Origin of the sequence: Pseudomonas sp. MH9.3 (genome assembly GCF_034354675.1) — a bacterium.
GTDB lineage: Bacteria > Pseudomonadota > Gammaproteobacteria > Pseudomonadales > Pseudomonadaceae > Aquipseudomonas.
In genome coordinates this window covers 767421-793042 of record NZ_CP133785.1, presented here as the reverse complement: position 1 = coordinate 793042, position 25622 = coordinate 767421, and the positions used below count along the sequence as shown (strand labels likewise).

18 protein-coding genes and 1 pseudogene are annotated in these 25622 nt (G+C 56.0%); 11 read left to right on the top strand and 8 right to left on the bottom strand.

Annotated features, from left to right (window positions below):
* Positions 1-12 precede the first annotated feature (12 nt).
* Together fucP and RHM60_RS03020 are read left to right on the top strand one after the other, a co-directional pair.
* Complete coding sequence (gene fucP / locus RHM60_RS03025; protein WP_209981954.1) at positions 13-1347, top strand: L-fucose:H+ symporter permease; 1335 nt, start codon at positions 13-15, stop codon at positions 1345-1347.
* The gene (locus RHM60_RS03020) at positions 1344-2390 is read left to right on the top strand and encodes an aldose 1-epimerase family protein (RefSeq protein WP_322213559.1); all 1047 of its coding nucleotides are present in this window, start codon (positions 1344-1346) and stop codon (positions 2388-2390) included. The genes fucP and RHM60_RS03020 overlap by 4 nt, the downstream gene beginning before the upstream one ends.
* Here the strand turns inward: RHM60_RS03020 and deoR are convergent.
* Positions 2387-3145, bottom strand: a complete 759-nt coding sequence (gene deoR / locus RHM60_RS03015; RefSeq protein ID WP_231421272.1) for a DNA-binding transcriptional repressor DeoR — start codon at positions 3143-3145, stop codon at positions 2387-2389. The genes RHM60_RS03020 and deoR overlap by 4 nt on opposite strands.
* Positions 3146-3271: 126 nt before the next feature.
* Here deoR and deoC point away from each other — a divergent pair, with 126 nt between their 5' ends.
* Entirely contained in the window at positions 3272-3955 is a 684-nt protein-coding gene (deoC, locus tag RHM60_RS03010) for a deoxyribose-phosphate aldolase (protein ID WP_209981949.1), read from the top strand.
* 93 nt (positions 3956-4048) lie between these two features.
* Here deoC and RHM60_RS03005 read toward each other — a convergent pair whose 3' ends face one another.
* On the bottom strand, positions 4049-4603 hold the full coding sequence (locus tag RHM60_RS03005; RefSeq protein WP_322213557.1) for a hypothetical protein: 555 nt from the start codon (positions 4601-4603) through the stop codon (positions 4049-4051).
* A gap of 324 nt (positions 4604-4927) precedes the next feature.
* Between RHM60_RS03005 and RHM60_RS03000 the strand changes: the two are divergent.
* Positions 4928-5509: pseudogene (locus tag RHM60_RS03000) on the top strand (site-specific integrase); the annotation flags it as partial.
* A 143-nt stretch (positions 5510-5652) separates the two neighbouring features.
* On the opposite strand, the gene RHM60_RS02995 reads toward RHM60_RS03000, so the two are convergent.
* The gene (locus RHM60_RS02995) at positions 5653-6822 is read right to left on the bottom strand and encodes a hypothetical protein (protein ID WP_322213556.1); all 1170 of its coding nucleotides are present in this window, start codon (positions 6820-6822) and stop codon (positions 5653-5655) included.
* A gap of 633 nt (positions 6823-7455) precedes the next feature.
* Between RHM60_RS02995 and RHM60_RS02990 the strand changes: the two genes are divergently transcribed.
* A complete protein-coding gene (locus tag RHM60_RS02990; RefSeq protein ID WP_322213555.1) occupies positions 7456-8562 on the top strand; it encodes an AAA family ATPase in 1107 nt (368 codons plus the stop codon).
* Complete coding sequence (locus RHM60_RS02985) at positions 8555-9208, top strand: HNH endonuclease (RefSeq protein ID WP_185817964.1); 654 nt, start codon at positions 8555-8557, stop codon at positions 9206-9208. The genes RHM60_RS02990 and RHM60_RS02985 overlap by 8 nt, the downstream gene beginning before the upstream one ends.
* Before the next feature lie 409 nt (positions 9209-9617).
* On the opposite strand, the gene RHM60_RS02980 is transcribed toward RHM60_RS02985, so the two are convergent.
* From RHM60_RS02980 to RHM60_RS02965, 4 genes are all read right to left on the bottom strand, one after another.
* Entirely contained in the window at positions 9618-12500 is a 2883-nt protein-coding gene (locus RHM60_RS02980) for a CHAT domain-containing protein (protein ID WP_322213554.1), read from the bottom strand.
* Positions 12501-12508: 8 nt separating this feature from the next.
* Complete coding sequence (locus RHM60_RS02975) at positions 12509-13087, bottom strand: hypothetical protein (RefSeq protein WP_185817962.1); 579 nt, start codon at positions 13085-13087, stop codon at positions 12509-12511.
* 748 nt (positions 13088-13835) lie between these two features.
* Entirely contained in the window at positions 13836-14768 is a 933-nt protein-coding gene (locus RHM60_RS02970) for a cupin (RefSeq protein WP_322213552.1), read from the bottom strand.
* Between the two features lie 524 nt (positions 14769-15292).
* On the bottom strand, positions 15293-15541 hold the full coding sequence (locus RHM60_RS02965; RefSeq protein WP_209981835.1) for a CsbD family protein: 249 nt from the start codon (positions 15539-15541) through the stop codon (positions 15293-15295).
* 297 nt (positions 15542-15838) lie between these two features.
* Here RHM60_RS02965 and RHM60_RS02960 point away from each other — a divergent pair, with 297 nt between their 5' ends.
* The 5 genes from RHM60_RS02960 to RHM60_RS02940 all read left to right on the top strand — a co-directional run bounded on the left by RHM60_RS02960 (position 15839) and on the right by RHM60_RS02940 (position 24175).
* Complete coding sequence (locus tag RHM60_RS02960) at positions 15839-16489, top strand: response regulator transcription factor (protein WP_322213551.1); 651 nt, start codon at positions 15839-15841, stop codon at positions 16487-16489.
* Complete coding sequence (locus RHM60_RS02955; protein ID WP_322213550.1) at positions 16486-20199, top strand: ATP-binding protein; 3714 nt, start codon at positions 16486-16488, stop codon at positions 20197-20199. The genes RHM60_RS02960 and RHM60_RS02955 overlap by 4 nt, the downstream gene beginning before the upstream one ends.
* A gap of 179 nt (positions 20200-20378) precedes the next feature.
* On the top strand, positions 20379-21074 hold the full coding sequence (locus RHM60_RS02950) for a DUF1120 domain-containing protein (protein WP_209981830.1): 696 nt from the start codon (positions 20379-20381) through the stop codon (positions 21072-21074).
* 52 nt (positions 21075-21126) lie between these two features.
* Positions 21127-23529, top strand: a complete 2403-nt coding sequence (locus RHM60_RS02945; protein ID WP_322213549.1) for a fimbria/pilus outer membrane usher protein — start codon at positions 21127-21129, stop codon at positions 23527-23529.
* A complete protein-coding gene (locus RHM60_RS02940) occupies positions 23513-24175 on the top strand; it encodes a fimbria/pilus periplasmic chaperone (protein ID WP_231421260.1) in 663 nt (220 codons plus the stop codon). The genes RHM60_RS02945 and RHM60_RS02940 overlap by 17 nt, the downstream gene beginning before the upstream one ends.
* 3 nt (positions 24176-24178) lie before the next feature.
* On the opposite strand, the gene RHM60_RS02935 is transcribed toward RHM60_RS02940, so the two are convergent.
* Positions 24179-25582, bottom strand: a complete 1404-nt coding sequence (locus tag RHM60_RS02935; protein ID WP_322213545.1) for a diaminobutyrate--2-oxoglutarate transaminase — start codon at positions 25580-25582, stop codon at positions 24179-24181.
* Positions 25583-25622 lie beyond the last annotated feature (40 nt).

Here is a 25622-nt window from a genome sequence, read left to right as displayed (position 1 = left end):
CGGAGAACAATAATGAACAAACCTGCGCTGCAACAGACACCCGACGGTTTCTACCTGAACCGCACGCCCTGGTTCGCCTTTATCCTGCTGTGCAGCATCTTTGCACTGTGGGCCGCTGCGGCGAGCATGAACGACGTGCTGATCGCGCACTTCAAGAAAGCGTTTTTGCTCAGTGATTTCCAGACCGCGTTCGTCCAGTCGGCGTTTTACCTGGGCTACTTTTTCGTGGCCATTCCGGCCGCGATGGTGGTGCGGCGCTTCAGCTACAAGAGCACGATTCTGATCGGGCTGTTGTTGTACATGCTCGGCTGCCTGCTGTTTTTTCCGGCGGCGTCCACCGCCAAGTACGGCATGTTCCTGCTGGCGCTGTTCGTGATCGCTGCGGGCCTGTCGTTTCTGGAAACCGCCTGCAACACCTACTCGACGCTGATGGGCCCACGGGAAACCGGCACGCGGCGCCTGAACATCTCGCAGACCTTCCACCCATTCGGCGCAATGGCCGGGGTGTATGTCGGCAGCTTTGTGATGTTCAAGTCCACTGACGCCACCACCGAACAGCTGACGCAGATGAGCGCCACCGAGGCGGCGGTGCAGCAGTTGCAGATGATTCAGTCCACCTTATTGCCCTACAAGTGGATGATTGCCGTGCTGGTGCTGATGTTTATTCTGGTCGCCATCACCCGTTTCCCCGCCTGCAAGGGTAATAAACCTGCCGGCAGCAAGGCGGGTAGCAGCGTGCGTCAAAGCCTCGGTCGCCTGTGGCGTAACCCGCGCTTTACCTTTGGCGTACTGGCGCAGTTTCTGTATGTGGGTGCCCAGGTCGGCGTGTGGAGTTTCACCATTCGCCTGGCCATGCAAATGGGCGGCATGAATGAGCGCAGCGCTTCATGGTTTTTGATGACCACCTTTGCCGCCTACTTTGTCGGCAAGATGATCGCCAACCTGTTGATGCGACGCCTGCACCCGGCCAAGGTCCTGGCGATCTACGGTGTGCTGTGCATCGTGCTGCTGGCCTACACCATTCTGGTGCCGAATATCTCGGCAGTGTATGCAGCGGTCGGCGTGAGTATTTTCCTCGGTCCTTGCTGGCCGACCATTTATGGCCTGACCATCGACGGCCTGGGTGAAGACACCGGCGTTGGCGGCTCACTGCTGGTGATGAGCATCGTCGGCGGCGGCGTCATCCCGATCTTCCAGGGCCTGCTGTCCGACGCCAGCGGCGGCAATATGCAACTGGCCTACAGCGTGCCGTTGCTGTGCTTTATCGTGATCGTTATCTACGCACTCAAGTGCATGCGCCAGCCAGGCCGCGAGCCGTTGACGGCAGCCGGGGCGGTGGCTTCATGAGTACCCGTATCCCGCTGTACCCCGCGCTGTTCGGCGAGCAGGAGAAAATTATCCTGCAATCGCAGGCCTTCAAGGTCAGTGCCTGGACCTATCCGTCCGGCGTGCAGGCCCTGAGCCTGGAAAACAGCCGTGGTCGTCTGGTGCTGTTGCCTTATCAGGGGCAGATGATCTGGTCCGCCGTCTTCGACGATTGCGACCTGACCATGCGCAACCTGTTCGAGCAACCCCGGCCCAGCCCGACGATCATCGATACCTACGGCTGTTTCATGTTTCACAGCGGCCTGCTGCGCAACGGCTGCCCGGCGCCGCAGGACACCCACGCGCTGCACGGCGAGATGCCCTGCGCGCCGATGGGCACGGCCTGGCTGGAACTGGGTGAAAACTGCGTGAGCCTGAACGGTTCGTACGAATATGCCAAAGGCTTTGGCGATCGCTATCGCGCATGCCCCAGCGTGACCCTGCGCGCCGATTCGGCCCTGTTCGATATCGGCATGGCGGTGACCAACCTGGCCGGCAAACCCATGGACCTGATGTACATGGCCCATATGAACTACGCCTATGTGGCGGGTGCGCGGTTCGTCGAGCCGTTGGGCATGCAACGCCAACGCCTGCGCACCAGCGTGCCGGACCACGTCAAACCGACACCGGCCTGGAGCGCCTACATGGCGCAGTTGGTCGAGCATCCGGCGCAATTGGCCAGTCTCGATCAGCCGTCGCTGTACGACCCGGAAGTCGTGTTTTTCTTCGACGGCGTGGGCACGGACGCCGCAGGCCAGGCGCATTTTCTGCTGGATCATCCCGACGGTGCGGCGTTTTACACCCGTTACCGCCCCGAGCAGTTCGAGCATGCCGTGCGCTGGATTCTCTACACGCCGGATCAGCAGGTGGCGGCGTTCGTGCTGCCGTCCACCTGCGAACCCGAGGGGTATAACGCCGAAAAAGCCAAGGGTAACGTGCGGGTACTGGCCGCCGGCGCCAGCGCTTCGTTCAGCCTGACCACCGGCTACCTGAGTGCGCAGGAGCGGCAAACGGTGCTGGGTTAAACCAGCAATTGCGCACCGCTGGCGAGGATGGATTCTTTGTAGCTGCGTGGAATTTTCTTGTCGCTGACCACGTACTGAAAGTCTTCCAGGGTGGCGAAGTGAGCGGTGCGCACCGTGTCGAACTTGCTGAAGTCGGCAAGCAGCACCCGTTGCTGGGCTTGGCGTATGACCTTTTGCTTGACCTCGACCTCATTGAAGTTGAAGCAGGTCACGCCGAATGCCTGGCTGACGCCGGCGGCGGTCACGAAGGCCCACGTCAGGCGCACGCTGTCGAGAATGCTGCTTTCGGCACTGCTTTCGAAAACCTGGTTCTTGCGGTGAAAGGTGCCGCCGCACAAGACGATATGGCAATTGGGCTTGTTCTGCAGCTTGAGCAGCACGTTCAGCGAACTGCACACCGCAGTGAATTCCAACTGATCGGGAATGAAATCAATCACAAACGGCGAGGTGGTGCCGCAGTCGAAAAACACCGTGTCGCCAGGCTGGATCAGTTGGGCGGCGAGCTTGCCGATGCGGCGTTTTTCCTCGACGTGGCGAGTGTCTTGATCGGCCACGCGGTAATCGCCGACCTCATTGCCGACCCGGGTGATATAGCCGCCCAGCAGGCGCAGGTGCTCGGTGAAGTGAGCGAGATCGCGGCGCAGGGTCATCTCGGAAACGTCCAGCAGGGCCGCCATTTCCCGCAGGTGAATGGCGTTCTGGTCCTGCAGGGCTTGCTGGATAAGCTTGAGTCGCTCGGCTTTTCTACTGTCCACGCGTATTCCAGGGCTTGATTGATGATGTTAAATAAGCAACATTAAATGTTACTATTGTAACGGATTATGTGAGCACTGTGACAGCGCTTCACACTTATTGGAAACATACAGGCAAGGGGCCATTAAATGAACAGTCTTCCACCCGCCGCATTGGCCAAGTACATCGATCACACATTGCTGGCTCCCGACGCCTCCGTTGATCAGATCAAGACCCTGTGCGACGAAGCGCGGGAACATGGCTTTTATTCGGTATGCGTCAATTCCGGGCAGGTGCCCTACGTGGCTTCGTGCCTGACCGATAAAAGCGTGGTGATCTGCGCGGTGGTGGGCTTCCCCCTGGGCGCCGGCCTGAGTGACACCAAAGCCTTCGAAGCCGAACGAGCCATTGCGGCCGGGGCAGGGGAGATCGACATGGTGCTCAATATCGGCTGGCTGAAGGACGGCTTGCTGGACGCCGTGCGCGACGATATTGCACAGGTGCACAAGGCCTGCGCGGCCGTGCCGTTGAAGGTCATCCTGGAAACCTGCCTGCTCAATGACGCACAGAAGGTTCAGGCATGCGAGATCTGTCGCGACCTGGGCGTGGCATTCGTCAAGACATCCACCGGGTTCAGCCGCAGCGGCGCTACCGTTGAAGACGTAGCCCTGATGCGCAAGACCGTGGGCGCCGGTATTGGGGTAAAAGCATCCGGTGGGGTGCGTGATTATCCGACGGCTGTGAAGATGATTGAGGCGGGGGCGACTCGGTTGGGTAGCAGTTCGGGGATTGCGATTGTGGGGGGAGCGGCGACGGCAGGCAGTGGCTACTGAAGAGTATTTGGTTCGCTTTGTGACTTAACTCAACTAAATAGTCATTTAGTTTAGTTATAATTAATATGCATATTAGGGGGAGGGGAGGCAAGATTACCGGCTGGTTCGTCCAACCATTAAAAGAGCCCTAAAGGCAGCTTCAGCAGCCGCCTCAGCCGTTTTTATTTGGTTGAGAACCGTCATTAAGTGAAGGTCAATCACATCTTGCCGCTCTTTATCTGCCAGGTCACCGAATAAGCCGACGAACTGTTTTAAGCGATTTACTTCAGAAAATGCGTTTGCCAGGGTGCTGCTGACAGCCTCACTGAAGAAATCAGCTTTGTCCAAAAACTGGGATGGAAGCTCAATCGTAATTGCTGATGCCTTTTCGACCAGCTGCTTTCGCGCATTTTTGTCCTGCAGCAAACTGCCGATCAGGGGATCACTGCCAGTTGGAAAAAGATCGCTTTTGAATTTAGAAATCTGGACATGTGCAGCTCCAACAAGTGTCGTCATGATCTGAGCTAGAAGCCTAGCACTGGCCTTGCGTTCGAGCCTCCGTTGATGCTTGTCGTAAAGCCAAACGGATAATGCGATGAGTGCGGCTGCGGCAGTAGCCACGGCGCTGATTGCGTTCCAATCAATTTTCCAGTCTGTACAAAGCCACATTCCGTTTCTCCGGCGCCGAGTGGAAGCAACAGCGTTGCTAAAGGCCGGCATTCAAGCATGCGGAGAAAGCATCGCCAAGCGAAGCCTGTACGAGCTGGAGACGGTGATCGAGGGTTGAGCCAGGCTTCAAATCTGACCACCAGAGCCCCCCAGCTCCGTATATTAAGGTTCGCATAATGTATATTATGTTAAACGAAAGGCTATGTTAGAAATGTTCATAAGCCACGTAAGTCACTGATTCGACCAATCCGTATTTGACGTCTACTCTCTCAACGGGCCATGTGTTTCGTGTTCATGGCGAGTCCTTGAATGAGGTAGCTGTCGATGAAACTGATCCAGTGCAGGTTCTCTTCAGGTCAACGACTACCGCTGCTTGTACAAGCTGGTGATGCGACGCCGTTGCCCATACTCATTCCGTTCATCTACGTCCAACTCAAACTCAGGCACCGGGCTTACAACACGGCTGCGGCGCACCTGCGCGCGATCCAGGCTTTCTACGCCTATGCCAAAAGCCGAGATCTGGATATCGATGAGGCCATCTTGGCCTGCCACTTTGAGGCGATTCTGGCTTTGCTGGACGGTTACGCTATTTGGCTCCAAAGTGGCCGTCATGCCGATAATCTGACCGCCCGAATCGGCAAAGCTGGCACTGTACTTTTTCAGCAGATCAGTTCACGAACACGTGACCAGTACCTGCGCCTGCTGAAGAAATACCTGTCTTGGTGCGTCACCCGTTACATCCCGCGCGCCCGTCAGAGTTCAGCCACACAGGCTGACATCAACGTCGTATTTGCCGATGTTGCCGACGTCATTGAGCGGCGCTTTGAGAGCCATATCATCAATGCTCGTCCCGATCGCACTCGTTACCGCAGCCTGACAGATACGCAACTACAGATCGTTCGAACCCGGAGTGGACAGACTCGGGCTGGTGAGGCGGAGCCGGCCAAACCGCCCACTCCAACCTCCCCTCAAGCCTGAATTAGGCTCTTGCTTGAGAGTTTGATGCGGTAGGCTCACTGCCTGCCGCCGAGACTTCGCCAGACAGCAACTCAAAGCAGATTCGGCAGGAGAATCTTCAGCTGTAGGAAGACAAACCACAAGAAGCAACCGCCACTGGCCAGGAACAGGCCAATGAGAGTGAGCCGGCATAACGGGAGCATCGTGTTTTGCCACTGGGCCACAATACGAGTGAATGTCAGCGCAGAAGCGTCGGTGCGGAACAGGTAGATGAAACCTTCCGCGTACGCCGACACCACCAAATTTCGAGGGGTTGGTAACCGCGATTGAAAATCCAGTGAGTTGTCGAACCAGCGCACCACCAAGTCGCCCTCCTTGCCCACCTTAGCCATTTCCGCCTCCCTCTCATTCATGACGCTCAAGTGGAGGTTACGCAGAGGTATATTACGTGGGCACATTCTATGTACCGGCATGAACTTTTGGAATTCGTTCGGCTTGAATTTTTCTCGCCAGATCGCTGTCGATGTCAGTTTGGCGTATTCATGAAGTGCATACTCGATCCGTGCGGATGCGAATTCACAAAAGCCGCCGTAGGCTGGAATTTCACCATGCCGAGTGATGTCAAGCGCAAGTCGGTGTTTATAGGACTCTGGTTTAATTCCGCCTACATCCAAGTCATAAGGTTTAACGCTCCACCAGCGTCGCAGCTCATCTTCAACAAGAGCGAGTAGCCAGCGCCGCCCCTCGATGCCAAGGTATTCCTCCTTCCCAGCAAGCGTGCGCTTTAGCAGAACCGGACACTTCCACTCGAACCAGATCACCGCTAACAAGTAAAAGCCCCCGCCCACCAGCAACCAGCTCAAAGGCCCGACCGCGGCTTCTGCGCCCTTCAATGGCGGAGCTGCCTGAATGAATGCGGCGACCAACCCCCCCACCGCTGCGAGCTTGATACCGGCGCCTGACTTCATCCGCGACCAGAACGACCAACTCATCATTTGTCGAAACCGGTGATATGCCATTTCCTGGCGCGTGTTGCGTCGCTCAGCCAAGGGAGGCCTGTAGAGCTCCTCATTCGGGAATTCATCCCAAAACCAGGAAATACGGCTGAACTCAAACCGCCTCTCCCGACGCTTGTAACGACGGTGCTCTTTTTCCGATTCCGCTATCCGCCGGCGCATCTCATCGGTGAGCACGAACGCCTTTTTTGGCTTGATTGAGTCGTTTTGGTTTTCAGGTTCTGTTAGTTGGTTTTCAGCTGACAATGTGCCGCTCCTTGTCTGTTTGCTTCCGCGGGCTGCAAACGCAGGCGGTTCACAGAAAGCAAGTTAACGAACCAGATCAATGTCCTTAGCGTAGGCACCTGGCGTATCGATTGCGGATCCAGCAGACTGGTCAAATCACGGAGCGAAAAATTGTACTCGGAGAACAACGACGCAGCTTTTGCTCGAACTCAATCTCATCGATCAGTCGGAGACCTGCCGAGGTCAGTCACAATTGTAACGCGAGTAGAGCAGCGCTCGTCGAGGCGCCTTCTAGCCCAGCGATACACCGATGTTGGGATATTGGGGGCATGAGATCAACTAGATTTCTCCGGAGCGCGGGAAAACAGACCTATTACAGCCTAAACTCTCTTCCTTCCGAAGCACCCCAGCGCTTAAGCTTAGGACTGCATCGCCACACGGGGAGCGGTGACCGGACATTGTGGCCTACATCATGGAAGAAGATATATCTATGCCAATAGGTGCACTTTCAGCGATTTCAATTTCTTATAAGTGGAAGCAAAAAAAACCACTCCACAAAAGCTTGCCGGCTGCTGCCTGCTACATCTTCACAGCGTCTAAAATCTGCCACAACACAACCATCGACAAAGGTCGTTTACGGCCTGACGGGATCGCATGCATATTAATTTTGTAGTCGGGAAAAATGGGTCAGGCAAAAGCCGTCACCTCCAAGAGATCGCTCAATTTTCACGAAGAGATACATTGGTTATCTGCAATACTGTGCACGACAGATACAGATTGCGACCTAGTGTAAAAAAGTTTTCTGCACGCAACCCTAGAAACACGCCATCGAACATTATTAAATCCGCTTTCATAGAGCTGGCCCGCGAAGGCACATACAGATTAAACGCGATCGCAAAGGTCCTTGAATACTGCAATTACAATCCGAGAGTAACATTCATAGGGGTGCTACACAAAGACGCCGAAGAAAAGCTCGCAGAGCTTAACCGTATAGGCATTGGGGGAAGAATAGACTTTGACATAAACCCCAATGTCATGGAGTCGATTTCAGAATCGATAGGCAATGGGCACCTAGTTTTTGAAATCAATCTTGCCCAGAGTTATATGGAGCCGAGAGTTCAGGAAATGCTTTTAGCGATACTGGAAGGTGAACGTTACCTAAAGAAACTAAAGCTTTTAAAAAGCGTAGAAGTATATATCCAACATGAGCATGGAAATGGATTTCTAAGGATCGACCAAGCGAGTTCAGGGGAGCTAGCGATGATCGCCTCGCAGATTTTTATTCTCACCAATGTGCGAGACGGCAGCTTGATTTTGATCGATGAACCAGAAAATAGCCTCCACCCCCAGTGGCAAAAGGACTATGTAAACAAATTAGGTGATCTGATTGGACGGTATGATGTCGAAGTCCACATTGCCACCCACTCCCCACTTATCGTCTCAGGTATAAGGAATAGCGAAGACAGGATTAGCTTCCATTATGCGGAAACCGGATTTTCGACCTTGGGTGATCATCCAGTTCCGAGCGTAGAAGAAAGCCTCTGGGAGCAATTCGAAACGATTACACCTGAAAGCAGATATGTTAGCGACCATGTCGTCGATCTCCTGGAAGATCTAGACAATAAAAAGCGCACCTTTTATGAAGTTACACAAGCATTGGAAAGTATGGAGCGCGCGTCCTATGACGAGCGCCAAGGAAAGGTCTTAGAGGCTGCGAAGAAACTGGCTATCGAAATTCATCAGGAAGCTCAAAATGTCTGACCCCTTGCAGCCGCCACTGACTGATTTCGTTTTTACAGCAGAAGAGGAAGAAGCCGTCGAATTTGCATTGACCACCAGTAAGCCCTGGAAGCATGAGCATGACGACCTCAAGGGTGTAAGGGCTGTCTTGGTCGCCTTGAAGGATAGAGTTCGTAGCTTCCACCTAAAAAGACAGAGTTCTAAGTGCTGCTACTGTCGTATGAATCTTCACGGCGGAGGCAGTTTCATCGTTGATCGTGAACATATCGTCCCCAAGGATAAGTACCGCGACCTGACCTACGTTATTTCCAACCTTTCTGTTGCCTGCAAGCGGTGCAACATGCAATTCAAAAAGGATGACGTGGGATTTCTCATAAGTCGCGACACCATTCTCACTAATCACGGCTCAAGCGATCAATATCGGTTCATCCATCCAAATTTTGACAAATACAGTCAGTTCATCAAAAAAATAAGCTATGAGGAAGATGATCAAGTCTACGTTAAATACACAAAATCGGACCATCCCAAGGCCGAATATACATACTCCTATTTCGACTTGCGAGCCTTGGAAGTGAATAGCTTCGATCAGGGTCAAGGGATTGATACTTCAAGCGTAACTAACCTCATACGCGAGCGCCTGGATCAATTAGTCAGCCAGTTGGGCTAGCTGGTCAGTCTATCCATCCATGCTGCCGACTAGATGTGGTGGGCAGCATGGACGCACCATGGAGCGGGTGCGACAAAAGGAAATCTGATGTCACCCCGCGCTGCGCCTCGGTAGCCCTGGCTGTTGAATTTCCATCGAGGAACCCAGCTTGTGAAGCCGAAACCCCGGGGGGCATCTCACGCGACCTACTGTGCTTACGGTGTTACTGCCGGAGCAAAATTGACCCAACGGCTGACTATTCACTGACCCAAGCGCTCGTTCTCCGAGCCCCATCAGAGGTGGATTTTGAGAAGGTTACTGTGGGTCAGCTGTGTACCGTTATGTGGGTCAAATTCGCATCAGCGGCAACACGCCAGCATGATGTTCCGGATTGAGAGCTTGGATAGATTCAATGCCAGCAGGCTATTCGTCAACCAATTCGACCTGTCATAACAACGTACGGCGCCCAGTGCGCTGCTTGGCTCACCCCTGTATTGATCGCTTGATCGCGATAGTATTCATTAAGGCTAATCTGAGCTTCACGTAACGCGACAGCGATGGTGCGTGGAGATTCAAACGCTTGACATGTTTCATAAAATTTCCTGAAAAAGCTTGGTGCGCTGACATCCAAGGTTTCCCAGAGACTGGACACCACGCTTCGAACACCTCCACGCAGCAGCGTAAGCGAGAATCCTTCCACGTCCAAATCCTGACGTGCTGTTCCGCAGGCTGATAGTACAAACAGCCCCAAATCCGACTGTTCAGCCTCAGTAGCTTTACGCAGCCGGTTCATGCTCAAATTGCCGTCGGCAAGAGCTAGCATCGACAGCGAGTCACTGGTCGCATTGAATACAGCGTGCGTCGCAAGATGGATGGCACAGTTATTTTGTCCATCGAGCGTAAGCTTAACTAGCATACGATCAATCGAACATTCGTCATGGCTGTAAGCTTCACAGACCACAGGTGGTATTTTGGATTCCAGCGCACCTTGGATAAACTCACGCTCTAGAGCCGCCCCAGGCAACCGGCCATCAGCTAACTCAGAGCAGGCAAAAATAGTCACAGATGAACTATTATGTGCTGTACTTGCAGGAATTAAGCTACCGGCAGCATTGAAGTAAGCGATTGAGTAGCGCTCAAAAAGATATCTTTCACCATCGAACAACGCCGCGAATGGAACTCCATCCAGTGGGCTGTCTGTCTCGATCCATAAATGAGTAACACCTTGCAACGCATCAGCCACGGGCTTAATTAATGCGCCGTACAGTGCAGAGGCAAGCTCCAAAAAGTCGCGTTGGCTCGCAGAGTGCGATTGACGCAACGCAAAGGAGATCAAAGAAATTTCTTCGAACGTTGCGTCGGTTTGATAGGTTGAAATCGAGGCCCCTACTTGCACCGTGACCGTCATGTATGTAGGTGACACAAGGTATCGGATCCGAGCATCCCCAGGAGCTAGCACGTCTGGAGATAAATTGCCTTGAGCTTGGCGCTGCAACATCTTACGGCGATTGATTTGAGCTTCAATTGCGTGATCAAGGCCAGCCAGCAAGTCGCCCATGCGCTCGATCGTCGCGTCGCTTAAGCTTTCGTTCATTGGAATCGAGGTCAAAAACGACAGTATGCCCGACTCGTGTAACCCCGCAGCTTCAGCCTGGTTGAGGGCTATGGCAGCTTCAATCTCGACTGGGACACTGTCGCGTCGCGTATATACGCCCCATGCGTCATCTTTGAGCAATGCAAACGCCTGCTCCGCTTCGTTGTATCTGCCGGCAATGGTTAGGCTTTGAGCTAGTTTGCGATGGGCGTCTGATCGTGATCTTAGGTACAAAGCTGCCCCGATCGATTCGAGTGTCTCGCTAGGATAAGCTTCCCTGTATACAGCGTGAACAGCTGCCTTGCCGAACAGCACAGCAGCATGGCGAGCATTGAGTCGTTCAAAACCCTCAACCATCTTTAACCGAATGAAGGAGTCAGGATTTAAAAAGCCTTCCAACGTCGCCTGATCGCTGGTGCGGCCCCAGTTTGATAATCCGGCTAGTAGCGCCCAAGCGAAATAAAACCAAGCTTGCTCAGTATGCTCTAAGTATGACTCCACCAGCCCCGCACACGCCCAGCCTCTTCCTTCGAACCACGCTCTTGACCCGACCTGCTTACATTGTTGCGCAGCTTTGGCAAACCAGTATGCAGCTTGATGGAGTGATGCCTGTTTTTCGGCGTGGGCGATCGTCCTCATACCTAAATTGAAGTGAACAAAGCCGATCCCACTGTAAGCATGAATGCATTGGTAGTCCGCATCAGCTTGCTGGAAAGGGTCAGTATTCTCCTCCGCACAACGAAGTACCCTTCCAAAAGCAGCGAGTGCTCGCTCGCTTAAGTTACCCCCTGCAAGAGCATTGCCGTAATTATTAAATAGTGTTGCGAGATCGCCGGCAGTCGGAACGTACTCGGTTGCCTCGGTGGCAAGCCATACAGTTGTATGTGTGGACAAGATAGCAAGTAGTGAGTGCGGAGTTCTGTTAAGCGCGTGCATTAGTCCATCAACTTCGAGCCACCGATCGGCGGGGCTCTGTTTATCCGCCATGTCCATGGATGCGATTGCAAAGGCTGCCCGAAGTGTGTAAGGAGGGCCTTCCAGTGGAAACCCATACCGGCAAATTGAGATCGTCCAAGCGATGGCAGATTGTAGCGGGGAGGCTCCATTGACAGTTGCGTTTATTGCGCTAGCTTGATCCATGCGCTTCAGAGCTGTATCCAAATCACCTTGCCATGCATGGGCTGCTGCGGAGAGGCGCAAGCATGTGTCATTGGCGATTGGCTCTACTTGATGACCATCGCATAGGCGGCAGGCTATCTCTAGTATCTGGGTCGCACGACGGCGTCTTCCGGTTTCATCGAGAGCTAACGCTAGCTGAGATAAGATATTTACCAATCGAGTCCAGTCACGGCACTCGCGTCGGAGTATAGAGAGCGCGCGCTGCAACGCGCGTTTTGCATAGTGGGGATTCTCAACCATTCCCAAGCAGTACGTTGCCCATTCGTACAGGAAGTCGGCGCGCTGGAGAGGTCGTTTACTGTAAAGAATTTTTGTGAGCCAGACCATAAACGCGGCTTGCCGTGTTGACGTCAGCGAAGCTATGGGGCTGGCTATACCAGAACGCAGCCAGCCCTCTGCACTCAGGAACAGCTCTCTCGCCCGCTCGTTGTCGCCCGCTCCTAATTTACGAGCGCACGCTATCAACTCCTGCCGACTTTTTTTTGCACTGCTGCGGGTGAAACTCTCAAGGCAAAGGCGAAAGAACTTGGTTTCCTTCATAGCTGGATTCATACGTCCTGCGCAAACCAATAATCGTTTTCACCTGCCCGAACGAGTTCTATGTCCCCGGCACGCGTGGGGCATTTTTCGAGTTTCTCGAGCACTTCAAGCACGCAGTGATCGCTACCGAAACGCGCATGGAACGCTGCCTCAATCGTGACTAATTGCTTCCCGTTTGAGTCTTCACGGAGCAGCATCAAAACAAAGAACTCTTTCTGCCCGAGCTGCACACCTTTTTTATGTAGATTCAGCGCCAGCTTGGTGAGTGCCTTGCCCACGGAAAGCGCCAAGTTCAGCATGTCGGATTCAGATAGCGCCCCGGAAAAAATCGCAGTATCGGTGAACACGTCTTTCAATAGGCCGAACAAGCTGCTCAAAAGCTGCAGGTCTTCATTCCGGATCACCCAACGTGTGGGCTTGAAGACTGCCCGATGAGAACTATCACCGCCTTTATTAGACTGAGCAACCTGCCATTCATCAACCAATGCTTGCGCAAGAGCATTGGCGTGAGGGCCCACTCCATCTCTAGCCAAGTGCTCTGCCAGAAAAGAGATTGCTTCAGTGCGGTCAACAAATTGGTTTCGCAAGGCATCGCTCCGGGTCAAAATTCTGTGAACCATACTCGCTAACGAGAGCATTGCCAAACGTCTAGAATGCTGCTTCCGCGCTAGAAAAAGGCTCGCACAAGTCGGTAAAAGAGCCCTGTAGCGAGATTCTTACAACCGCGTGGGCTTGATCGGCTATTGAGGGTAGTTGGTTCAGTACCTAGATTTACTATTTGCAGTACACCGTCCATGCTCATCAATACGGGACGTGGAGCTCTGGTTCAACATTTTCCGGCGCATGCCCGTGCTGGATCAACAGGCACGCTGGCCAGGCGCATCACCCACCTTCCGTACCTATCGTTTACTGCGTCCAGCCCCCCATGAGCTTTCGCTCGACGCCATTTGAGCCATAATAAACAGGTAACACGTAATTTCGTTCCGCCAGAGTGCTGCTAAGCAGGCGTTGATGTTCAGGGCTGCGGTAGCTCACTCGCCTTGCTTACCGACTCAGCCGATGCTGCCTGCATGCAAGGTGGTAAGACTACCGCGCCCTCGATTCTTCAAAGAGCGGCTCCCTGAAGGACATTTGCGCCAGGGCGCTGATCAGACCACCTTTGAGCGGCTGAGCTGGTTCGATAAACCAGTAGCAGTGTTTCTTTGCGTGCGTGATCGCGACGTAGGCTAAGCGAAGCGTCTTCTCTCCTAGAGCAGTGTCATAGAGCCTGTGGTCACCTTGCTTGCCTAATGACGATAAGCCATGTTGCGGTAAGGCGAGACTACCCCAAGCCACTCAACTAAACCGAATATCCAACGACCGCAAATACGTTTGCAGCCCCGCATCCTGAATCGGGATCAGGAATGCCTCCGCGTCTGCCTCATTGAAGTGCGCATGCCAGTACCCTGGCGGGGTCACAAACGCCAGGCCAGGTGACCAGTCCACTCGTACCGGGTTGCGGATCTGGCCATCCGCATCCAGTTCAGTGCCCACCAGCGAGTAACACCCCACAGGGCAATCGATAATGAAATCCAACGCAATCGACTGATGCCGATGGGGCTTTTGCACCGACCCTGCTGGCAGAATTCCATACATTGCCCACAGCACATGAGTCACCGTGCGGGTCTGTGGAAAGTTGCGATTACCCAACAGGATGCTGATGCGGCTACGGTCCTGCGCATGCGGGTCATCGGCCGCTTCACGCAGTTTCGCGTTCGCCACGTCTGCGGGATAGAGCGTCGGCGCAAAGCGATCGCTGCTGCGCGTCACGCCCAGGTAGCGCAACAGCGGCTCATCGTGCACGTAGTAAAATCGAGCATCCTGCGTTGCACTCAGACGTGCCTCGTGCAGGCCAGGCAGCGCGATAAAGCAGCCTTTGGACCATTGAATGGCATGCTCGCCCTGAACGACGCGGCCCTCCCCCGCAATTACATAGAGCACTTGAGACGTCGCGTTGGGCTGCAAGGTGAGGGTATCGCCGGCGTTGAGCCGAATGAAGTTCGCGCACAGCCCAGGGCCAGTCGCCGGGCCTTCGCAGCCCAGGGCTTCGCTGAGGTCCAGTGGCACTACCCTGGAGGGGCCGCTGTCATACAGCGAAGCCGGGAAGCTCTGATAGGGAATCCGTGTGATCAAGTTCGCGCTGATCGGATTGGCCGCTTTGCTGTATTCGAAATACTCGGCGTCGATTGGGTCGGTACGGGTCCTGTCCGGCGTGGATTCGCTGTTCATTCGGGTCACCTCACTCTTATGCTCAGGAGATTTTCTCAGCGTAGACGCTTAATGCAGCCTAACCCGCTGGAGCGGTGAAGCGTCGAGAGATAACGCGAGCCACCCACCACAGCATCACTGCCGGGATCGAAAGCAACAGGCAATACACAATGCCAACTGCCAATAGCGGCCCGGTTTCAGATGTGATCATCACACACGGAATCTGCCCGAACATTACGATGGGGCCCGCCAGCCATCCGCGTTTCTGAAACAGCAGACCCAGCGTCAGTGTGAGCGCCAGGGACGCCGGATATAGAACAGCAAAATAACAGTGCGCGTCCCACGGCTCATTCACTCCGGCCAACCATGACGCCGTCAGCCAAAAGCCCACACTGATGACGCACGTTACTATCGTCGCCAGCCACATACTTTTCGACGTTCCAGGTGAATGCACACATCTCACCTTCGCGCACTCCAAACAACACAACTTCGAAGCGTTCGAAGGTGAGCTTCAGGAAAAACCCCTCAAGGTTTCTCCCCCCAACTCAGCGGCGCAGCAGACGATCCAGCACCAGCAGCGCTACCGCACCAATTGCCAGGGCTGCAACTGGCTTCTCTTTAACGAATGTAGACACACTGTCAAGCGCATCGCCGTAGGTCTGGGTCAACTGACCAGCCGCCTGGCGTCCAGCCCCTTCAGCTTGCAGCTTCGAATCACCAAACAGTTTCCCGACAGCGCTCTGTGCCTTGCCTGCGGCCTTTTCTACAACACCTTCTACTTGTTCACTTTTCATAATCACAAAACCTTTGCGTGTAGTGAGCAACCCGGCGTCAGTCCGGGTTGGCGATTAGCTGCACAGCGTTAGGGCGGATGGCGTAGTGATTAGTTCAAGTTGAAGTGCCGCATTTAGCCAAGCCCCGGGAACTAGATTTTTCCAGTCTTCTCAAACCTGCGTGCATGTATCGTTCACGGCTCTCCCGTCTCAACTTGAACAGGCGCGCAGGACGGTACTCACGCTACACTTTCTGCGTGTTGAGCAGTCGGGCGACAGTGACGGGCCAATTTGTACAGTTCCCCAGGAGCAGCGCTTATGATTCCTCGTATCATCATCGCCGACGATCACCCTGCCATCCTGCACGGTTGCCAGGTTGTACTGTTGAATGACAGCAGTTTTGCCAAAATCCAGGCAACCGCCACCAGCGTTCCGGAACTCTTCACCGCGCTGGAAAACCATGAATGCGACGTGCTGATCGTCGACTATTCGATGCCCGGCGCCGACATGGATGGCCTGCACATGCTGGGTTTGCTCAACAGACGTTACCCGAACCTGCCGGTGCTGGTGCTGACGGGTGAAGAGAACCTCGGCATTCTGAGGCTGATTCTGGAGGCGAAAGTGCGTGGCATCATTCAAAAAAACAGCGACATTCTCTGCCTGCCAAAAGCCGTGCGCACCGTGCTGCGTCGGGGCATCTATTTGAATGAAGCCTTGAAAAAGGCGCTGGCTGAATCGCCCCGCAGCCCGGCAGGAGAAGCGCAGCTGAGCCCCAGGGAGCTGGAAATCGTGCGGCTGCTGGCGTCGGGCATGTCGCCCGAGGACATTGCAGAGACCCTGCATCGCAGCGTCAAGACGGTCAGCTGGGGCAAGAACTCGGCCAAGCGCAAGTTGGGTATACAGTCCGACGCGCAGCTGTATCAGTACTACGCCTCACTGAGCAAATCCACCGTCGAGCACTCCGGGTGATAAACGCCCTGCGCAGGCTGTTGTGGCTGACATTGTTGGTGTCGAGCCTGTGCACGGCGTCAACACAAGCCCCGGCGGCGTTGGGCAACCCTGTGGTAGTGGTCGGCCTGCCGGTGCAGACCACCCCTCCCCTCGGCTACTGGGTCGGCGACAGCCCGGCCGGGTTCAGTATCGACTACCTGCGTTACCTGGCCGACCAATTGAATCTGAAACTGGAGTTTCGCCAGTTCGCCACTTTTGAACAAGCCACCACCGCACTGTGCGAAGGACGCATCGACATCGTGCCGGACTTGCAGACCAACGCCGAGCGGCAACGCTGCATGGACTTTTCCAGCCCCTATCTGCTCTCCCCCCTGGTGTTGGTTGTACGGCACGGCAGCGCGGCGATCACACCTGCCGACTTGTCGTCACATTCATTCGTCGCCGAGCAGGGCTATACCACTGCTCAATGGCTGAGCCAACGCCTGCCGCCCTCTCAACTGCGAATCTACGCGGACACCAAGGCTGCCCTGGACGCCTTGCAGCATGGCGAAGGTGACGCCTACCTGGGCGAGCCGTACCAGCTCGAAGCGCTGTTCAGCAGCGGACACTACAAGTCCCTTGAGGTCAGGCAGCAGGATATTTACGACAACGCCGGCCTGCACTTCGGTATCAGTTCACTGCGGCCCGACGTGCGCGACGCCCTTGCCGCAACCATGGCCCGTACCCCGTCCGACTTTCTCAACGACCTGCAGTTGCGCTGGCTGGACAAGCATTCGATCAATCAACGCATGCAGCCCTCCTCCCACCTGACCACCGCGCAGCGCCAATGGGTGGATGACTTGCCGATGCTGCGCGTGAGTTATGAAACCACCTTTCGTCCCATGTCGTTCCTCGACGAACACGGTCGCCCCAATGGCCTGAGCTACAGCTATCTGAAATACCTGGTGAATGCGCTGCGGCTCAAAGTGGTTGAAATACCCGCGCCAAGCGGCACGGCTGCGCCTTCTGACGAGATTGACCTGCGTATTCCGGTGGACGCGTCCACCGAACACTTGCCCGGCTGGCGCTACACGCAGCCCTTCGTGAAGATTCCCAACGTGCTGGTGACACGCCTCGGAGAACCCGCGAAAACCGCCATCGAAGAGCTCAATGGCGCGACGCTGGTCGTGCCGGACAATCCGAAGTTCGCGCAACGCCTCCAGCAACGGGTGCCCGACAGCTTGCTGCTGCGGGTAACCGACCCGGCAGATGGCTTTGAGCTGGTGCGCACCGGTAAGGCCGATGGTTACGTGGGCAACCTGATAACCGTGGACCGCTTACTGGAGAAAGGTTGGTCGGACAGCCTCAAGATTGCCGCAGCCACCGATCTGCCGCTGGAGTTGTCTATCGCGGTGACCGAGCGTCACGCGCAATTGGCAGCCCTGCTGGATCAGCTGATCCAGAGCATTCCGATAGAACAGCGCGACCTGTTTGCCCAACAGTGGCTGCGCAATACCTATGAAATCGGCGTCTCCCCACAACGCCTCTGGCGTATCGTCGGCAGCATAGGGTCCGCAGCCCTGCTGATCATTGGCGTATTGCTCTACGCACACCTGTCGCTCAAAACCCGTCAGCGCGCCCTGAGGGAAACGCAACAACGGCTGTCCGCGCAATTGCGCTTCAGCCGCGAACTGCTTGAATCGTATCCATACCCGGTGGCAATCAAGGACCGTCAGCGCCGATACCTGATGCTCAATAAAGCCTATGAGCGAACCTTCAACGTCGAAGCGGCCCAGGTGCTGGGGCGCTCCGTTGACGAAATCAGCTACTACCCTGCGCAGGTGCGCCAGCGGATCTCGAAGATGGTCGACCGGGCGCTGCGCGACGATGAACGCCAACAAGGCGAGCATATCCTGGTGGGCGAGGATGGCAGCGACCAGCACTGGCTGTACATCGTCACCCCCTATCGGCTTGACGGCGCCGAACCCCAGGGCGTGCTCACCACGTTTATCGACGTCACCAGCATTCGCGCCGCCGAACAGCTGGCTGAACAGGCGGCCGAGGCCAAGGCGGCGTTTCTGGCCACCATGAGCCATGAAATTCGCACGCCGATGAATGGCATTCTCGGCCTGCTCGAATTGATGAGCGACCTGCACCTGCCCACCGATGCGCAGGAAATGCTGACAATGGTCAACGAATCGACCCGCTCGCTCCTGCAGGTGCTTGACGACACCCTGGATTTTTCACGCATCGACTCCGGCATGCTCGTCGTGGCGCCCGAGCCTACCGACCTGCGTCAATTGCTCGACGGCGTGCTGCGCCTGATCGGCCATCAGGCGCACGGCAAAGGCCTCGGGCTGCACAGCCTGATTGATCATCGCATCGCCGGGCTGCTGGAAGTCGACGGCAGCCGCCTGCGCCAGGTGCTGCTCAACCTGCTCAGCAACGCCACCAAGTTCACCCAAAACGGTCATGTGCGCCTGGAACTCAGCGTCAAGCACGATGATGGCGAGCAGCACCTGGAATTCCTGGTTGCGGACACCGGCATCGGCATCAGTCAGGCGCAGCAGGAGCGTCTGTTTCAACCCTTCATGCAGGCGGACAGCTCCATTACCCGCCGCTACGGAGGCTCGGGCCTGGGCCTGATGATTTCGCGTCGACTTGTGCAACTGATGGGCGGTGAACTCTACCTGCACAGCTGCCTCAATGAAGGCACGCGCATCACTTTCACCCTCAGCCTGCCCGTCGTCGCCGCGCTTGAAAAACCTTTCGCATCCCACTCGGTAAAGCTCGCGTCCGATCTTGCGCCCTGTCAGGAAGCCCTGGCGCAGCACCTGCTGGCGCTGGGGTTTCAGTTCACGTCGGATCAGCCGGACCTGCTGATCACCACCGACGAGGCATCCGCCGGCAATCCCGGGACGCTGCTGATTACCACCGAAGACTTGCCTGCCGGCTATGCGGTCGGCCCCTCGTCCACCCGGCTGAGCGTTAACCCGCTGACCTGGGGCGGTTTGCAGGCCGCGCTTGAGCAACTGCTGCTGGGGCGCAACAGCAGCCGCCGAATTCCGTTGCCCCGTTCCAGTTACCCCAAGGGCCATAAAGTGCTGATCGTGGAGGATCACCCCACCAATCGACTGCTGCTGAAAAGGCAGATGGAGCACCTGCAATGCGCCTTCGACCTGGTGGAAAACGGCCTGCAGGCGCTCGAGCGTCTGCAAACGCAGCAGTACACGCTGATCCTCACTGATTGCTATATGCCGGAACTCGACGGCTACGCCATGACCCGCCAGGTACGCGACTCACAGCTCGAGGCCGCGACGATCCCCATCATCGGCATGACGGCGAGCATCCACCCGCAGGAACAGCAGCGTGCCCGAGCGGCCGGTATGGACGAACTCATCCTCAAGCCCATCGTCCTCAGTGCGTTGATTACCTTGTTCGAGCGTTACCTGTGCGCGCCGCCTGAAGACTCGGCAGTCACCAGCATGGGCGATCTGAAGGCCGTGATGTGGGACAGTTTTTGCGCAGAGAGTCGCAAGGACCTGCTGGCCATAGAGGCCGCACTTATCAGTGACGATGCCGAAACCCTCGGCCATCTGCTGCACAAACTCGCCGGAGCGTTGCAACTGGTCGACCTGACCGAACTGTCCCGTCAGGCGCAGCATTTGCACCGTGAAGCACTGCACCACTCGGTGGTGCACGCGGCGGTACGCGACTTCGTTTACCAACTTCGCGCCGCCGGTGTTTGACGGTTCGCACATCATCCCCGTGTGCACGCCCAGCTGTCCTCGTTAACAGCAGAACTGGAATATTCCAGGCAACTAGCACTTTTTGCACTCCTATAATTTCGCTGCTCTTGAATGGTGTCGATTTCATTATCGACGTTGCCATCTCGACGCGTCTTTTAATTATTCATAGGAGTATGACTGTGAAACGTTTCAAACTGGGTACGACATTATCCGTTGCCGGCTTCGCTGCCCTCGCCCCTTTTATCGCCCATGCCGCCAGCGAGATTAACGTTAAAGGTATTATCACGCCAGCCGCGTGCACGGTTAATGTCCCAACTGGCAATGATCTGGACTGGGGCGAGATCACTTGGGACTCACTTAGCAAAACCGATTTCACCACACTCCCCGCAAAAACAGCGAGGATCGATATTAACTGCCCGGAAGGCACAACCACGAAAACCGCCATGTGGATCGTCGATGCGGACCCTACCAGCGCCATGATCGGCAAGAATAGCGCCGGGCGCACCGACCACGCCGATTCAGGCCGTATCTTCGGTATCGGCTTTGACCCGGTGACCAAGAAGCAGATCGGCAACTTTGTGCTGAAACCGGTCAGCACCATCGTCGACGGCGCAACCAACACCACCAGCTTTGGTTATAACCGCGACGCGGCCAACCATATGTCTACGCCCAGCAGTCGAGCGTTGATGTCCAGTTGGGCTTATTACACCAAAGAAGAGTGGAGCCCTCTGGACACCGCTGGCAATCCGGCCAGTGGCAATGCGTTCACCTGGAACTTTGAGGTTGAACCGCAAATAAACATCGCCAGCCAAATCAGCGCGACCACGCAAGTTCCATGGAACGGCACGGCACAAGTGAACGTTCGTTACTACTAATTTATTGTGGGTTCGCAAATGTCCTGCCTGACGGTGGGACATTTTTATTGCCATGAAACTTGTCCACTCCTTACTGCTGATCTTTTTCATCTCGATGAACGCTCACGCGCAACTCAAATTTGACAGCAAGTTGCTCGGCATCAATGGCATCAGTGACCAGCAAGTTGAGGACGCCCTTCACGACACGGAACTTTATGCTGGCGATAACGCGGTCCATCTCTACGTCAATGATCGCTTCATTGCCAAGACCGTGGTTTATCGCGCGCCCGGAGGACAAGCGGGCTATACCGCCCATGACCTTGAACGGTTCGGTCTGAAGAAAGAAGCCTGGGGTCAGCGCATTCAAAATGGCGCTGCGACCTACGTGCTGCTGACTGATCGGATCAAGCCCAATTTCAGCCGCAGCGACCGCAGCCTGAAGCTCACGGTACCGCGCGCGCTGCTGGAAAACCCCGATTTCATTCAACACCAAAAGGGCGGAACCGGCGCCTTCGTCAACTACAACACCTACTATTCGTCGTACGACTCCAGCGGTTCGAGTAATGACTCACTGAGCGCAAATTATCAAGTCGGCGCCAACGCAGACAACGCGTTGCTGCGCGCCAACGGCACCTTCAGCAGCTTTACGTCCAGAACCCAGCGCTACAGCAATAACAACGTCCAGTCGTTTTATCTGGATCGCGATTTCGACATTGGCCGCGTCAAAGCCGGTCGCCTGAACTCGCCCGACGGCGGCTTCGGCGTGGGGTATGTGGATGGCGTGGTCTACAACACCAAGGGTGCGCCATCAGGCATTGGCAGCGTGGCCTTCACCTACGACAGCGATGCGCCGGCGGTGATCGAGTTCTACCAGCGAGACCAACTGGTCTACACCCTGAACGTCAACCGCGGCCACAACAACCTGGCCGCAATACCGGTGACATCACTGACGTCGGACGTGGTGGTGGTGATCAAACGCGATGGCCAGGTGATCGATACCCGCCAGATTTCCCGTGCTCGCATCAGCCGTGCGACCACGCAAAGCAGTGGACTGTATGCATTTGCGGGGCGCTCGAACACGGATGCGCGCGCCGTGACAGCCGGTGCGGGTTATTCAAAGCGCTACAGCGATGCCGTGAACCCCACCGTCGCGGTCGTCGCCCAACAACATTATCAGGGCGTCTCCGTTAACAACACCCTCAATAAAGGCGGTCTGCAGATAACCACGTACGGCCTGTTATCGAGGAATGAGCACAATAAACTCGGCGCCAACTTTAACGCCACGCTGAGTTACGGCGGCACCGACCTTACGTACCAGGTAATCAGCCGCAATTTCTCCTATGTCGGCCAGGTTCTTTATGATTACCAAGCCGATATAAAAAGTACCCTGAGTATCGCGCACAGTTTTGTCGTGGGTGACAATAATGCGTTTAGCATTTCGCTCGACCGGAACGACTTCTACAACCGCGCCAGTTATTCGACGTGGTCGGTAGGCTATTCCACAAACATCAAAAAAGCCTCACTCAGCCTGAGTGCCGGGTCTACCCTGCAAGCGCCCGGTGATACCCAGCGTGACAAAATGACGTTGAATGCCAGACTGTCGATTCCATTTGAAGTGGGCGGCCGCCGTGTTGACTACCGATCGCAATACAACGCTTACAGCAATAGCCAGCGCCTGGATAACTACCTGACCACCCGGGTCAACAGTGATTACAGCGTGACCGCTGGCCATGTGCAGCGCACTGCCAATCGCAGCGAATCCACAGAAAACTATATAAGCAACGACTTCAATACACCGTACACGCATGCCGGCCTGACGGTTTCCAAGTCCGAAAGCGACAGCCGCAGCGCAACGTCAAACAACCTGAGCCTTTCGGGTTCAATCGCCGCCAATCACAAGGGCGTGGTGTTTACTCCTGAACAACTCAAAGACACCTATGCCATTGTCGACACTCACCTCAAGGGTTTCGTCAAGGTCAGCAGCCAGCGCAGCTCAGCCAGGACCAACTATAACGGCAAAGTGGTGCTGGCCAATATCTCCGATAACAAGCCTGACTTTGTCAAAGTCAATCCCAAGGGGTTGGACGATGACGTGTACTTCCAAAACAACCAGATGGACTTTATCAGCGACCGTGGCGCGGTGTCCTATTTCGACTTCGAGCCCACCACTAATAAGAACGTGTTGATGCGCTGGACAAACAAGCCAGAAGCGCTCAGTTCTCGCACGGTGTTTTATGACCAGGACGGCAACTTGATCGCCAACTTTATCGACCAGAACGTGCTGCTGGTTAAACAGGACAATATTAAACAACTGCAAACGTCAGGCATGTTCGATGCGTCCGACAGCACCTTGATGTGCAAACTTCCCACTCAACTGGAGATCTCCAATGAACAAATTATCGATACAACCTTTGACTGCTCTCGGCAAAAAATGCCTGTGGCTGGCCTGCCTGACAGCCATGCCCCTGCTGGCTGAAGCCCAGGTGCAACCCAGCGCCTCTGCGGTGCTGATTGAAAAAGGACAGAAAGAGGCCACCATCGACCTTAAAAACAACAGTGACGAAGCCGTGCTGCTCTACAGCAAAGTGAGCAAACTGCCGGATGACGACCTCGACGGTGGCGTGTTGTACACCGTGCCGCAAACCGTAGTGGTCGCACCCGGTAAAAACCAGACCGTGCGCGTGATCTTCCGTAGCAACAAGCCCCTCGACAGGGAACACATCGCACGGGTGCTGTTTTCTGGGCTGCCCCCACAGCAGCAAGCCGCAGGCAAGGTGAAATTCGTCATCGGGCAGGATCTGCCCGTGATCATTGGCGTCGATCCCAACGTGTCCGAGGTCGACACCTGGAAGCAAATCAGCTTTAAGCAAACGCAGGGAAAACTCTGTATGAGCAACCCGTCGCGCAAGGTATTTCGTTTTGATCCGACCATGTCGAGCGCGCCGACCAAGGCCGACATTACCTTCAACAAGGCTTACGTGTTACCGGGCGAAACGCTCTGCCAGGCGCTGACATCACCGCTGGCCGCCAACGCCTCGTTGAAATTCAACAGCGTGTCCAGCTTCAACTTCATGCTGCAAACCCATGTCATCCAGTTATCCGACCAGGCGTCGAAGCCTTGATGATCAAACTGAACGCGCTGCCTCAAACAGGATCTGCGCCACAAAATCAATCTCCTGCTCGGTGATGATCAGCGGCGGTAGAAAACGCACGGTGGCGCCATGACGTCCGCCCAGTTCCACGATCAACCCGTGCCTGAGGCACGCCTGCTGGAACGCCTTGGCGCGTACCGCGTCGACCGGCGGATGCCCTTGTACGTCCGCGAGCCCCTGGGGGTCGACGATTTCCATGCCCAGCATCAGGCCGCGTCCGCGCACATCCCCGATCCAGGGGAATTCACCCTGCAGCGTCTGCAACTGTTTGCGCAGGTGCGCGCCCACGGTTTCGGCGTGGGCCACCAGGTGATTGTCGCGAATAAAACGCAAGGTCGCGGTGCCGGCCGCCATGGCCAGCTGGTTGCCACGGAAGGTGCCGGCATGGGCGCCGGGCTGCCACACATCCAGTGAATCGTTGTAGACCATCACCGACAGCGGCAAGCCGCCACCAATGGCCTTGGACAACGTGATCACGTCCGGAGTGATGCCCGACTGCTCGAAGCCGAACATCCGTCCGCTGCGCCCGATGCCGCACTGGATTTCGTCGACGATCAACGGAATGCCGTGGGCGGCGGTCAGGCGTCGCAGTTCCTGCAGCCAGCGGTCCGGCGCGGCGATCACCCCGCCCTCCCCCTGGATCGGTTCAAGGATCATCGCACCCGGCAGGGTCACGCCGCTTTCCGGGTCGTTGAGCAGGTGCTCCAGGTAACGCAGGTTGAGGGTGACGCCCTGCTCGCCGGCGACGCCGAACGGACAGCGGTAATCATGGGGGAACGGCAGGCGCTGCACCCCCGGCATCAGGGCGCCGAGGGCATTTTTGGGCGACAGGTTGCCGCTGATGGCCAGCGTTCCCAGCGTCATACCGTGGTAGGCCCCCTCGAACGCCAGCACCGAATGCCGCCCGGTGGCAGTGCGGGTCAGTTTGAGCGCGGCTTCCACCGCGTCCGCCCCGCTGGGGCCGCAAAACTGGATGCGCGCATTGCGCGCGAAATCCGCCGGCAGGCAGCCGAAGATTTCCTGCACGAAGGCGTCCTTGACCGGTGTCATCAGGTCCAGGGTGTGCATCGGCACGCCGGCGGTCATCAATTGCGTGATCGCTTCAATGATCACCGGGTGGTTGTGGCCCAGCGCAAGGGTACCGGCGCCGGCCAGGCAATCGACAAACACCTGGCCGCGACTGTCCTGTACGTAGATGCCGTGGGCCCGTTCAAGTACCAGCGGAATGCGCCGTGGGTAGCTGCGCGCATTCGATTCCTGCTGTTGCTGGCGCTCGAGCATCGGCGTCAGGTCCAGGCAATAGGGCTGGGACAACCCGGTGTGCGACAGGCGTAGCTGTGCTGCCCCGCCCGTCGTGGCATTCGAAACGGCGTTCATGAAGTCCTCCAGGGAGGCTGGGTGTAGGAGCAGAATGCGC